Origin of the sequence: Aeromicrobium sp., from assembly GCF_050700635.1 — a bacterium.
Taxonomy (GTDB): Bacteria; Actinomycetota; Actinomycetes; order Propionibacteriales; family Nocardioidaceae; genus Aeromicrobium.
The window spans coordinates 14,561-27,794 of sequence record NZ_JBOHDT010000111.1 but is presented as its reverse complement, the minus strand read 5'-3'; the positions used below and the strand labels follow the sequence as shown (position 1 = coordinate 27,794).

Genomic DNA, 13,234 nt, shown 5'->3' with positions numbered 1-13,234 from the left:
GCGGGGGAGCGGATCCTCGAGGGTCTGCTGATCGACGCTCAGGAGCGGCTTCGCGACGACGGCATCATCGGCGACATCTACCTGTTCAAGAACAACACCGACTCCGCCGGGAACTCCTACGGCTGTCACGAGAACTACCTGGTCGGCCGCCAGGGCGAGTTCAACCGGATCGCCGACGTACTGATCCCGTTCCTGGTCACCCGGCAGATCATCTGTGGGGCCGGCAAGGTGCTGCAGACCCCACGCGGCGCGGTCTACTGCGTGAGCCAGCGGGCCGAGCACATCTGGGAGGGCGTGTCGAGCGCCACCACCAGGTCACGGCCGATCATCAACACCCGGGACGAGCCGCACGCGGACGCGGAGCGCTTCCGTAGGCTGCACGTCATCGTCGGCGACTCCAACATGAGCGAGACCACGATGCTGCTCAAGGTCGGCGCCACCGACCTCGTGCTGCGCATGATCGAGGCGGGCGTGGTCATGCGCGACCTCACCCTGGAGAACCCGATCCGGGCGATCCGCGAGGTCAGCCACGACATGACCGGGCGCAGGAAGGTCCGCCTGGCCAACGGCAGGGAGGCCAGCGCGCTGGAGATCCAGACCGAGTACCTGACGAAGGCGAAGGACTTCGTCGACCGGCGCGGCGGGGACGCCGTCACCCGGCAGGTGCTCGACCTCTGGGAGCGTACGGTCCGCGCGGTGGAGACCGGCGACCTTGACTCCGTCTCCCGTGAGATCGACTGGGTCACCAAGTACCAGCTCATCGAGCGTTACCGGGCCAAGCACGACCTGGCGCTGTCCTCGCCCCGGGTGGCACAGCTCGACCTCGCGTACCACGATGTGCACCGCGACCGCGGCCTGTTCTACCTGCTGCAGCGCAAGGGCTCCGTGAAGCGGGTGGCGGAGGACCTGCGCATCTTCGAGGCCAAGTCGGTGCCGCCGCAGACCACGCGGGCCCGGCTGCGCGGCGAGTTCATCCGCCGTGCGCAGGAGCGGCGCCGCGACTTCACCGTGGACTGGGTGCACCTCAAGCTGAACGACCAGGCGCAGCGCACGGTGCTGTGCAAGGACCCGTTCCGCTCCCACGACGAACGCGTGCAACGCCTCATCGACGGCATGTAAGAGCCTTTGACCTGCCGGGCTACGCTGGGCGACGGCTTGTCCCTCTGATGAAGGTCTTCACCGTGCGTCGAATTCTTGCCGTCTCCGCAGCCGCGTGCCTGCTGCTCACCGGGTGCGGATCCGACTCCTCTTCGTCCACGAATCTCGACGACATCACGGTCAACGGAGGCGACAACCCCAAGGTCAAGGTCGGCAAGGACTTCTCCACCAAGTCCACCGAGAAGCGCGTCGTCACCGAGGGCGACGGCGACCCAGTCGCCGGCGGCGACAGCGTCAAGGTCAACTACGTGGCGGTCAACGGACGTACCGGAAAGCAGTTCGACAACTCCTTCACGAGCAAGAGCCCGCTCACGGTCACCCTCGACGAGAAGTCAGCACTGCCCGGTTTCGTCAAGGCACTCAGTGGCCAGGTGGTCGGGAGCCGGGTGCTCGTCGCCATCCCGCCCAAGGACGGCTTCGGCGAGGCCAACGACCAGCTCGGCATCAAGGCCACCGACACGATGGTCTTCCTGTTCGACATCGTCGCCAAGGTCCCGAGCGAGGCCAGCGGCGAAGCCAAGAATCTGCCCAAGGACGTGCCCGACATCGTCGAGAAGGACGGCCAGCCGGCGAGCTTCAAGGCCACCAAGGACACGCCGGACAAGGTGTCCAAAGCCAGCGCGCACGTCGCGATCGAGGGCGACGGCCCGGCGGTCGAGAAGGGGCAGAGCCTCTCCGTCCAGTACCTCGGGCAGGTTTACCCCGACGGCGAGATCTTCGACAGCTCATGGGAGCGGGGAGCGCCGGCGAATCTCGGCCTCGACCAGGTCATCAAGTGCTGGCAGGACCTCATCCCGGGCCAGAAGATCGGCAGCCGCGTGGTGCTCGTCTGCCCGGCCGACACGGCATACGGTGACAAGCCGCAGCCCGGAAGCCCGATCAAGCCGGGCGACACACTCATGTTCGCGATCGACTTGCTCGACGCATCCTGACATCCTCCTGCCATGGCCGAGCGCAAGACCGAGAGGTTGATGAACCTCATCTTCGCGCTCCTGGTCAGTCGCCAGTACCTCACCAAGGAACAGATCCGTCAGTCGATCGCCGACTACCGCGACTCCAGCCAACAGGCGTTCGAGCGCAAGTTCGAGCGTGACAAGGAGGAGCTCCGCGAGCTCGGCATCAAGGTCGAGATGGGCAGCAAGGACACCTACTTCGAGGACGAGGTCGGCTACCGCATCCGCCGTGACGAGGCCGAGCTGCCCGATCTCGCCCTGACGCGAGAGGAAGCCGCCGTCATGGGCTTGGCGGCCCAGGTCTGGGAGCACGCCGGGCTGGCGGGGGAGTCCACCACCGCGCTGGTCAAGCTGAAGGCGGCCGGCGTCGATGTCGATCCTGAGGTGCTGCGCATGGCCGAGCCCAAGCTGTCCGCCGACGAGCCGTCGTTCGACGTGATGTGGGACGCCGCGACGCGTCGCATCCCGGTGGCGTTCACGTACCAGCGTCCCGGGCAGCCGGCCGCGCTGCGGCACGTCCAACCGTGGGGCATCATCTCCTGGCACGACCGCTGGTACCTCGGGGGATACGACCTCGACCGCGAGGCGCCGCGCATCTTCCGTCTGTCGCGCGTGCAGGGAGACGTCGAGACCATCGGCGAGCCCGGGTCCTACGACGTGCCCGAGGGCACCGACATGACCGAAGTGGCCGCGGCTCTCTTCCCGCCCAAGCCCGACAACGTGGCGGTCCTGCGTGTTCAGGCGGGCCGCGGACAGTCGTTGCGCCGTCTCGCCACGGCATCGACGAAGATCGACGACGAGCACGACGAGATCGAGGTCCCGTTCGCATCGCCCTGGGACCTGGCCGGTGAAGTTGCGTCCTACGGGTCCGACGTCCTGGTGGTGTCGCCACCCGAGGTGCGCGAACAGGTCGTCACCCGGCTCCGCGAGGCCCTGGCGGCCGCGTCGTGAGCCGCTCGCGCCAGCAAGTGGTGCGGATGCTCGCCCTGGTGCCGTACCTGCAAGGCCACGACGGCATCCCGGTGAACGAGGTGGCCGAGGAGTTCGGCGTGCCGGCCAAGCAGATTCGTGACGACCTCCGTCTGCTGATGTATACGGGCGTCGGCGAGTACGCCGGCGAGCTCATCGACTTCGACCTGGGCGCCCTCGAGGAGGACGGGGTCGTCTACATCCGCGACGCCGACTTCATGCCACGACCACTTCGACTCACCAGCAGCGAGGGGGTCGCGCTCATCGTCGCCCTGCGCACCCTGCGAGCCTCAGGCAGCGGCGCGCAGCTGCCGATCATCGACAGCGCGCTCGCCAAGCTGGAGAGCGCCGTCGGGGAGGGTGTCGACGCTCCTATCGACGTTCACGTCGAGCCGGCCGATCCGGTCATCCACTCGACGCTCGTTCATGCGTTGGCTGAGGGCAAGCGTGTCGAGATCGTCTATGGGACCGCCTCCCGCGACGACCGCACCACCCGTCAGGTCGACCCGCGTCGCCTCTTTATGGAGAACGGACACCTCTACCTCGAGGGCTGGTGCCTGCGGGCCGAGGATCTGCGGTTCTTCCGCCTCGATCGTGTCGAGTCGGCCGACCTGACCGGCGACGATGCCGCAGACCACGAGGTCGAGCCGCGCGCGCTGGCCACGTCCTTCTTCACGGTCGGCGGTGACACTCCGTACGCCGTTCTCGATCTCGACCCGCGGGCCCACTGGCTCACCGAGTACTACCAGGTGGAGGAGGTCGAGCAGCGCGGAGACGTCCTGCGGGTCAAGCTGTTCGGCGGCGACTGGTCGTGGCTGCGTCGCCTCGTGCTCCGCAATGCCGGGTCAGTACGTGTCGTCGAGCCCGCTTCGCTCGCGGCGGACGTCGTGGACCAAGCCCGACTGGCACTGAGCGCGTACGATGGATCCGACACCTCCCAGAAGGAGTAGCCATGCCGAACCTCGGTGGATGGGAAGTCTTCGCCATCCTCGCCGTCGTCGTCCTGCTGTTCGGCGCCAAGCGGTTGCCGGACCTGGCTCGTGGGTCGGGACGCGCCCTTCGCATCTTCAAGACCGAGGTGAAGGGCCTCCACGACGACGAGGACGACAAGGAGCGCAAGCCGCTCGAGGCCTCAGAGCCCGACAAGAAGCCCGAACAGGGCTGACGCTTGGCGCTTCGGCGCGGCGACGCTGCCCCGATCGAGGGCGGCACAATGCCGCTCGTGGAACATCTGCGTGAGCTGCGCAACCGTCTCGTCAAAGGCGTGCTCGCGATCATTCTCGCCACGGTCGTGGCGTGGATCTTCTACGACGAGATCCTCACCTTCCTGACCGGCCCGTACGACGAGATCCGGCCCGACCTCGCCGAACGGGGCATCGAGTCGACCGCGGTCCTCACCGGGATCGGCGGAGCGTTCACGTTCCAACTGAAGATCTCGCTCGTGGCGGGGATCCTCGCATCAAGTCCGATCTGGCTCTGGCAGATCTGGGCCTTCGTCCTCCCGGCACTGCACCGGAACGAGAAGCGCTGGGCGCTCCTGCTCACGGCGACCGGTGCTCCATTGTTCGTGGCGGGAGCGGCGCTAGCATACGTCGTGCTGCCGAAGGCATTCCTCGTCCTCATCGGATTCGTGCCCAGCGGCTTCGAGAACCTCGTGACGGGAGCCGAGTACTTCGACTTCGTCGTCCGCATGATGCTGGTGTTCGGCGTGGCCGCCGAGATCCCGTTGGTCGTCGTGATGCTCAACCGGCTCGGTGTCGTGAGCGCCCGCCAGCTCGCTGAGGCCCGCGCGTGGACCATCATCGGCATCTTCGTGTTCGCTGCGGTCGCGACCCCCAGCACGGATCCGCTGACCATGCTGTTCCTTGCCGTCCCCATGACCCTGCTGTACGCGATCGCCGAGGTCATCGCCCGGCTCACGGATCGCCGACGCGACCGGAAGGCTCCGGACATCGGCGACGACGAGATCTCGCCGCTCGACTGACGTCCGCTGATCTGGTCGTCCGTCCACGTACGCTGCAGGTATGCAGGTCGCGCTCGTCGTCAACCCCGTCTCGGGCAAGCGTCAGGGCGACCGCATCGCCACCGAGGCCGAGCGCGTGCTGCAGTCGCTCGGGCACGAGACCGCTCGGATCCAGGGCGACGACGCCCAGCACGCCCGCGAACAACTGGCCAAGGCGGTCGAAACAGGTGTCGACACGGTCGTTGTCGTCGGGGGAGACGGAGCGCTGCACGACGTTCTCCCGGTCATCGTCGGACGCGGCCTGACGCTCGGCCTCCTGCCCGCCGGCACCGGCAACGACACGGCTCGCTCACTCGGCATCCCAGTGAAGGATCCGGCCGCCGCGACCCAGGTGCTCTTGCGTGGGCATACACGTGAGATCGACCTCGCCCAGACCGGCCGGGACGAGTACGTCGTCACCGTGGTGGCGTCCGGATTCGACTCCAAGGTCAACGAACGCGCCAACGCGATGACGTGGCCGCGCGGCAACATGCGTTACAACATCGCCATCGTCGCGGAGCTCCGTGCGTTCGAGCCGCTCGCCTTCACCCTCACGCTCGACGGTCAGACCATCGAGCGCGAGGCGATGCTGGTGGCCGTCGGCAACGGCCCGTCGTTCGGCGGCGGACTCCGCATCTGTGAGGGCGCGTCGATGGACGATGGCCTGCTCGACGTCGTCGTCATCAATCCGCTGAGCAAGCCGAAGCTGCTGAGGGTCTTCCCCAAGCTCTATCGCGGTACCCACGTGACCATCCCGGAGTTCGAGCGCCACCGCGTGCGAGAGGTGACGCTGTCATCGCCAGGCATCGTCGCGTACGGCGACGGGGAACGACTGGGCCCATTGCCGATGGCGGCGACGGCGCGCCCCGGCGCCCTGCGGGTTCTCGTCCCTCGCGCCTGAGCTTGGGCGTGGCTCCCGACCCCGCGCGACGCGAATCGCGACCCCGCATCCCGACCGGCGGCGTTCTCGTCGGTCTCCGCACTTCCCGGTGCGCTTCCCTCCTCGGTCTTGCCGGGTCGGGCGCGGATGCCGCGCTCGCTTCCCGCGCGGGATCGGGAGCCGCGCCCGCCCAGACCGCCGGTAGGCTCGAATCATGTCCAGCCCGGCCGAGAAGTACGCCCGATCTCGCGCCGACCGGGCTCATCCTCATCTCGCGGAATTCCGCGGTCTGTACCCGTTCGCGCTCGACCCGTTCCAGGTCGAGGCCTGTGAAGCCGTCGAGGACGGGCAGGGCGTGCTGGTGGCAGCACCCACCGGTTCCGGCAAGACGATCGTCGGAGAGTTCGCCGTCCATCTCGCGCTCGCCACCGGACGCAAGTGCTTCTACACCACCCCCATCAAGGCGTTGTCGAACCAGAAGTTCACCGACCTGGTGGCGCGCTACGGCCCTGAGAACGTCGGCCTGTTGACCGGCGACAACTCGATCAACGGCGAGGCCCCGGTGGTCGTCATGACCACCGAGGTGCTGCGCAACATGTTGTACGCCGGCTCACGCACCCTCACCGGTCTCGGCTTCGTCGTGATGGACGAGGTCCACTACCTGGCGGACCGATTCCGCGGTGCCGTCTGGGAGGAGGTCATCATCGGCCTGCCCGAGTCGGTGGCCGTCATCTCCTTGTCCGCCACGGTCTCGAACGCCGAGGAGTTCGGGGCGTGGCTCACCGAGGTGCGGGGCGGAACGGCGAACATCGTCGAGGAGCGCCGACCGGTACCACTGCACCAGCACGTGCTCGTCGGGCGCCGGTTGTTCCCGTTGTTCGAGGACGGCGAGCGAACCAGTGCGGGCGAGGGCGGGCAGGTCAACCGCCAGCTCGAAAGGATGGCGCGTGAGGACGTCCAGCTGACCCGGATGAGCAAGGGCAGGCCACCCAAGGGCGGCCGCCGTCCGCGGAGCCGGCACCGCACACCGGGGCGGGTCGAGCTCGTCGACAAGCTCGATTCCGAAGCGCTTCTCCCCGCGATCGTGTTCGTCTTCAGCCGTGCCGGGTGCGACGCGGCGGTGCAGCAGGTCATGGATGCGCGGATCACCCTGACGTCGCCCGAGGAGCGTGCCGAGATCGCCTCAGCGGTTGACGCCGCCTGTGCTCACCTGCCGGACGACGACCTGCACGTGCTCGGCTACTACGAGTTCCGCGAAGCCCTGACCCGAGGAGTCGCGGCGCACCACGCCGGCATGCTGCCGACGTTCAAGGAGTCGGTGGAGCAGCTCTTCAGCGCAGGGCTGGTGAAGGTCGTCTTCGCGACCGAGACACTGGCGCTCGGCATCAACATGCCGGCTCGCACCGTCGTGATCGAACGACTGTCGAAGTGGAACGGCGAGTCGCACGTCGACGTCACACCGGGGGAGTACACCCAGCTCACCGGTCGCGCCGGCCGGCGCGGGATCGACATCGAGGGTCACGGCGTGGTGCTCTGGCAGCCGGGGCTGGACCCCCGGCAGGTCGGAGGCCTCGCATCGACCCGGACGTATCCGCTCAACTCCTCGTTTCAGCCGTCCTACAACATGGCGGTCAACCTGGTGGGGCAGGTCGGACGCGAACGGGCTCGTGAGCTCCTGGAGCAGTCGTTCGCGCAGTTTCAGGCCGACCGCGCCGTCGTCGGACTGGCGCGGCAGATCCACAAGGCGGACGAGGCTGTCGCGGGCTACCGCGAGTCGGCCTCCTGTGAGCTGGGCGACTTCATGGAGTACGCGGCCCTCCGTCGTGAGCTGAGCGACCTCGAGTCGTCAGGATCGCGGGCACGGCGAACCGCCGAGCGGGACCAGGTCGTGCAGTCGCTGTCATCGCTGAAGATCGGCGACGTCATCAACGTGCCGGCCGGACGATGGGCCGGCCTCGCCGTGGTGCTCGATCCCGGCCATCGCTCCGGTGCCGACGACCCGCGGCCGATGGTGCTCACCGCCAACCGCCATGCGCGACGTCTTGCCCTCGTCGACTTCCCGACGCCGGTCGAAGCCATCACCCGCATGCGCATCCCCAAGTCGTTCAACGCGCGCAACCCGCAGGCCCGCCGCGATCTTGCGTCGTCGCTGCGCAACCGGGCGCAGGGTGTGAAGTGGCACCGTGACACCGCCTACCGTGAACACGGTTTCGCTCCCGACCCGCGCATCGACCAGATCCGCACGCAGCTCCGTGAGCATCCGTGCCATGCCTGTCCGGACCGGGAGTCACATGCCCGGTGGGCCGAGCGCCATCAGAAGCTCGAGCGCGACACCGCCAACCAGCGGCGCCGCATTGAGACACGAACCAACACGGTCGCGCGACAGTTCGACCGTGTCTGCGAGGTGCTGCGGGTGCTCGGATATCTCGACGGCGACACGGTGACGCCGGACGGTCAGCGTCTGCAGCGTGTCTACAGCGAGCTCGACCTGCTGATCAGCGAGTGCCTGCGCGAGGGCGTTTGGGACGGCCTGGAGCCGGCCGACCTTGCAGCCGTCATCAGCGGTCTGACGTTCGAGTCGCGGTCCAGCGACGACACCCCGGCCCCGTTGATGCCGAATCGACAGGTACTCGAGGTCAGCGAGACGATGGACTCACTGTGCGCCGACCTCAAACGACTCGAGCGTGAACACCGGCTGACCTACCTGAGAGAGCCCGACTTCGGGTTCGCGCACGCGGTCTGGTCGTGGGTGCACGGCGCCTCCCTCGATGACGTCCTGCGCGAGACCGAGATGGCTGCAGGCGACTTCGTGCGCGCCATGAAGCAGCTGATCGACGTCATGGCCCAGGTCGCCGATGCGGCGGGGGCGGGGGAGCTCCGGGATGCCGTCCGGGCGGCACTCGCCGAGCTGCGACGCGGCGTCGTGTCGTACACCTCGGTCGTCAGCTGACGCTCAACCCAAGGCCTCGAGGACGCGGCCCGCGGCACCACCCAGGCCCCAACGCTCGCCGAACGCCGTGAGGGCTGACTTCTGCTCGTCGGTGAGCGGCTCACGCACGAGCACGTCGGTCGGGCAAGCATCAGGGCTCACCGTGACCACCTGGCGGGCGACCTCGATGTACTCCTGCGAGTCGAGCAGCGACTGGCGTACCCGCGGCTTGATGTCGCTGGACGCGTCGTTGGCGGCGGCGACGATGCCGTCGAGGTCGTCGTGGGCGGCGAGCAGAGCAGCCGCGGTCTTCTCGCCGATCCCTGGCACGCCAGGGATGCCGTCGGAGGCGTCCCCGCGCATCACCGCGAAGTCGACGTAGCGGTGTGAGTCGACGCCGTACTTCGCGCGAATCCATGCTTCGTCGACGACGTCGTGGTTGCCCACTCCGCGTGCGGTGTAAAGGATCCGGATTGGGTGGGCATCGTCGACGAGCTGGAACAGGTCCCGGTCGCCGGTGACCACGTCGACGGGTCCATCCCACGCCGGCGCGAGCGTGCCGATGATGTCGTCCGCCTCCGCGCCCATGGCCCCGACGACCGGGATACCGACAAGTCCGAGCGCCTCAGCGATGATCGGCACCTGCGGAGAGAGCAGGTCCGGTGTCACCTCGATGTCCGGATCGCCGACGATCTCCTCGGCCACGCGGTGCGTCTTGTACGACGGCATCAGGTCGACCCGCCAGGCCGGGCGCCAGTCGTCGTCCCAGCACGCCACCATCGCGTCCGGGTGGTACTGGGTGGTGAGCGTGGCGACGAAGTCGAGCAGTCCCCGCACCGCATTGACGACGGTGCCGTCGGGTGCCTTCAGGGAGTCGGGCACGCCGAAGAACGCGCGGAAATACAGGCTCGCGCTGTCGAGCAGCATTAACCTGCCGGCCATGGCCCTCCCAGGATCAGGTCTCAGAGGCGCGAATCGGCGCCAGCACCGAAGGGGTGCCGACGCCGATCCTATGGGTCAACGCGTGTGCGCGTGCCCCTTGCCCGACAGCGACTCCGACTTCTGTTGCTGGACGCTGGAGTCGGGGAACACCCCTCCCTTGGTCATCGCCAGCACGGCCGTTGCGTGAGCGGCTGCATCGCCGAGCTCCAACAACGCCTTGTCGTTGATGTTCGTGATGTCGTCGCACGCTGCGTGATAGCACGGGTCGTACGCTGCACCGGCGGTGCCGCCGTAGATCGCGGCTTCCTCCGCGGTCTTGATGCCCTCGGCGCCGCTGAACAGCCCTCCAGCTGGGATGCCGGCCTCGATGAACGGCCCGTAGTCGGAACGTCCGTCGAAGTCGGTCGGCGACGACGCGAGGTTCTTGCCCGCGAAATAGTCGGTGAAGACGTCCTCGATCGAGTCGGACCCGTTGGGACCACTGGGGCCGCCCGACGACCCGTCGCCGTCATAGACGAACCGGACGTAGTTGGGCGAGCCGACCATGTCGAAGTTCAGGTTGGCGTAGATCCTCGACCGCTGAGCCGATGAGAGCGTGCTCACGTAGTGCTCGGCGCCCAGCAGCCCGGACTCCTCCGCGCCCCAGAAGGCGAACCGGACGGGCCGCTCCACCTTCTCGGTGAGGTTCAGCTCCGACATCTCCTCGGCGATCTCCAGGATCGTGGCCGACCCCGAGCCGTTGTCATTGATGCCCGGTCCCTCGGCAACGCTGTCGAGGTGCCCGCCGACGATCAGCGTCTTGCCGCCGTTCGGCGTCTGCGCGTGCTGGCTCGCGGGCAGGTCGGCGATGACGTTCTCGGTCTCGCGTTCCAGGTCGACTTCGACCTCAGTGGTGACGCGCGCCGTGGCGCCGCCCGCCTCGATGTCCTCGACGAGAGCGACCGCGTCCGCATAGGACAGCCCGACCACGGGAATGTCTTGTGGGTTGCCCAGTGTGCCGACGAAGAGGTCGGTGCGTCCGGGGTTGCCCTCGTTGAAGAGGATGACAGCGTCGTAGCCCGCTGCTGCGGCATTCTGTGCCTTGGCCTCAAAGGTGCACGTGCCGCGCTGGATGAGCGCAATGGCCGGCTCGGACGGAGCCGCGCTGAAGTCACTCGCCTCGCAACCCGACGTGCTACTGGGATCCGGCGTCGCCGGGATGACCAGATCGTTGGTGGGGACGACCGACCCGGAGACGTCACCGCTGCCGGAGTACTCGTAGGTCGCCGTCTCCAGCGTCTTCTGCTCCGGGGTGAGCTGGGTCAGGGTCGGCGGCGACAGCTCCCGGAACAACGGGAAGGTGAACTTCTGCCGAGTGACGACATAGCCGGCCCTTTCCAGTCTGTTGGCCACGTAGGCGGCCGAAGCTGTGTGGCCCGCATATCCGGAGGCCCGTTGGCCACCGTTCTGGTCGGCGATCGCCTGAAGCCTATTCAGGTGTTGCTTGATCCCCTTGACGGTGACGGCGTCGGTCAGCTTGCTGGTGTCGACACTGCTGGACTCGTCGCCGTTGCCCGCGGTTGCGGGGGCTGCGGCGATGAGTGCGGCGGACAGAACTAGAGCCGCGGTTGCAGCCATTGCTCTACGCATTGATGAACCCCCCATACTGAGTTGTGGTGCGCGTCACACTAAGCGATGAGAGGGCCAAGTCGCTACTGGGGTCATGGGTGCTCCCAGTTCGGGGCTGGAACGTGGATCGACGCCGACACCCCGAGGGGTGCCGACGCCGATCCTAGGGCTAACGCCGTCAGCGAGCCGGGTGGCCGTGAGCCTCTCCGCTGCCCTGCTTCGCCGTCGTGCGCTGCGGCGTACGGCTGCCATCCGTGAACAGCCCCGCCTTCGACATCGTCATCACGCCGGTCGCGTGAGCCGCGGCATCGCCGAGCTCGTGCAACGCATCCGAATTGAGGTTGGTGATGTCGTCGCAGGCCTGGTGGTAGCAGGGGTCATAAGCTGCTCCGGCCGTGCCACCATAGGTTGCCGCCTGCTCCGCGGTCTTGACGCCCTCCGCGCCGCTGAACAGCCCGCCAGCCGGAATACCCACCGCGATGAACGGTCCGTAGTCGGAACGCCCGCTGAACTCGGTCGGATCCGATGCAAGGCCCTTCGAGTCGAAGTGGTCAGTGAAGATCTTCTCGATCTCACCCGACCCGGGCGGACCGGCCGGGGAGGTGTCCGACCCGTCGCCGTCGTACACGAACCGGACGTAGTTGGGCGAGCCCAGCATGTCGTAGTTCAGGTTGGCGTAGATGTCAGCAAGCTCAGCCTCGGACAGGTTGGCGACGTAGTGCTCCGAACCCAGGAGACCGGACTCCTCAGCACCCCAGAAGGCGAAGCGCACGGGGCGTTCCAGATTCTTGTTCAGCCTCAGCTCGGACATCTGCTCGGCGGTCTCGAGAATTGTGGACGAGCCGGAACCGTTGTCGTTGATGCCGGCTCCCTCGACGACGCTGTCGAGGTGGGCTCCGACGACGACGGTCTGGTCGGGGTTCGTCGTCTTCGAGTTGCTCGGAAGGTCGGCGATGACGTTCTCCGTCTCACGCTCCAGGTCGACTTCCACGTCGGTGGTGACGTGCGCAGTGGCGCCGCCTGCCACGATGTCCTCGTTGAGGGCGACGGCATCGGCATACGAGAGACCCACGACCGGGATGTCCTTCGGGACACCGAGCGTGCCGATGGCGAGATCGGTGCGTCCGGGGTTGCCCTCGTTGAAGATGATGGCCGCGTCGTAACCGGCTGCCTTGGCGTTGTCGACCTTGGCCTCGAACGTGCAGCTGCCGCGCTGGATCAGGGCGATCGACGGTTCGGCCGGGGCCGCATCGAAGTCACTCGCCTGGCATCCGGAAGTGCTGCTCGGAGCAGGTGTGGCCGGGATGACGAGATCGTTGGTCGGCACGACCGAGCCGGAGACGTCGCCGCTCCCGGAATACGTGAAGATCGCGGTCTCGAGCTCCTGCTGCGTCGGCGTGAGCTGAGTCAGCGTGGTTGGCGAGAGCTCCCGGAAGAACGGGAACGTGAACGTCTGGCGAGTGACGTCGTAGCCGGCCTCGCGCAGCTTGCGCGCGACATAGTCGGCGGAAGCGTCGTAGCCCGGCGTGCCCGAGGCACGGGTGCCGTCGTTCGCGTTGGCGATCTTCTGGAACTGCTGCTGATGGGCCATGATGCCCTTCACCTTGACGGCATTCGTCAACGAGGTGGTGTCGACGTCGTCGGGCCCAGCGGCGCTTTGGTTTCGCGCTTGGGCGGGTGCGGTGGCGATGAGTGCGCCGGTGAGGATGACAGCCGCGGTTGCGGCTATGGCTCTACGCATTTGAGGGACCCCCCGATCCTGAGTGTGGTTCGCGTCACACTAGGCGATGAGA

General features: G+C 67.4%; 11 protein-coding genes. 8 read left to right on the top strand and 3 right to left on the bottom strand.

Annotated features, from left to right (window positions below; translation table 11 throughout):
• The 8 genes from pafA to ACRDPN_RS09055 all read left to right on the top strand — a co-directional run.
• Positions 1–1,119: Pup--protein ligase (gene pafA, locus ACRDPN_RS09090; RefSeq protein WP_431447124.1), on the top strand; the 1,119-nt coding region annotated here is incomplete at its 5' end.
• Positions 1,120–1,166: 47 nt separating this feature from the next.
• Positions 1,167–2,090: an FKBP-type peptidyl-prolyl cis-trans isomerase gene (locus ACRDPN_RS09085; protein WP_431447123.1), complete on the top strand. Its 924-nt coding sequence runs from the start codon at positions 1,167–1,169 to the stop codon at positions 2,088–2,090.
• Between the two features lie 12 nt (positions 2,091–2,102).
• Positions 2,103–3,062 carry a helix-turn-helix transcriptional regulator gene (locus ACRDPN_RS09080; protein ID WP_431447122.1) on the top strand — a complete coding sequence of 320 codons (960 nt, stop codon included), beginning with the start codon at positions 2,103–2,105 and terminating at the stop codon, positions 3,060–3,062.
• Positions 3,059–4,030, top strand: coding sequence for a helix-turn-helix transcriptional regulator (locus ACRDPN_RS09075; protein ID WP_431447121.1), 972 nt, complete (start codon positions 3,059–3,061; stop codon positions 4,028–4,030). The genes ACRDPN_RS09080 and ACRDPN_RS09075 overlap by 4 nt, the downstream gene beginning before the upstream one ends.
• Positions 4,031–4,032: 2 nt before the next feature.
• On the top strand, positions 4,033–4,245 hold the full coding sequence (gene tatA / locus ACRDPN_RS09070) for a Sec-independent protein translocase subunit TatA (RefSeq protein WP_431447120.1): 213 nt from the start codon (positions 4,033–4,035) through the stop codon (positions 4,243–4,245).
• Between the two features lie 48 nt (positions 4,246–4,293).
• A complete protein-coding gene (gene tatC / locus ACRDPN_RS09065) occupies positions 4,294–5,064 on the top strand; it encodes a twin-arginine translocase subunit TatC (protein ID WP_431447125.1) in 771 nt (256 codons plus the stop codon).
• A 40-nt stretch (positions 5,065–5,104) separates the two neighbouring features.
• The gene (locus ACRDPN_RS09060) at positions 5,105–5,983 is read left to right on the top strand and encodes a diacylglycerol kinase (RefSeq protein WP_431447119.1); all 879 of its coding nucleotides are present in this window, start codon (positions 5,105–5,107) and stop codon (positions 5,981–5,983) included.
• 193 nt (positions 5,984–6,176) lie between these two features.
• Positions 6,177–8,912, top strand: a complete 2,736-nt coding sequence (locus ACRDPN_RS09055; protein WP_431447118.1) for a DEAD/DEAH box helicase — start codon at positions 6,177–6,179, stop codon at positions 8,910–8,912.
• Positions 8,913–8,915: 3 nt separating this feature from the next.
• Here the strand turns inward: ACRDPN_RS09055 and ACRDPN_RS09050 are convergent, their stop codons facing one another.
• From ACRDPN_RS09050 to ACRDPN_RS09040, 3 genes are all read right to left on the bottom strand, one after another.
• A complete protein-coding gene (locus ACRDPN_RS09050) occupies positions 8,916–9,833 on the bottom strand; it encodes a 5'-3' exonuclease (RefSeq protein ID WP_431447117.1) in 918 nt (305 codons plus the stop codon).
• 75 nt (positions 9,834–9,908) lie between these two features.
• Complete coding sequence (locus ACRDPN_RS09045; protein WP_431447116.1) at positions 9,909–11,450, bottom strand: M28 family peptidase; 1,542 nt, start codon at positions 11,448–11,450, stop codon at positions 9,909–9,911.
• 169 nt (positions 11,451–11,619) lie between these two features.
• Entirely contained in the window at positions 11,620–13,182 is a 1,563-nt protein-coding gene (locus ACRDPN_RS09040) for a M28 family peptidase (RefSeq protein ID WP_431447115.1), read from the bottom strand.
• Positions 13,183–13,234 lie beyond the last annotated feature (52 nt).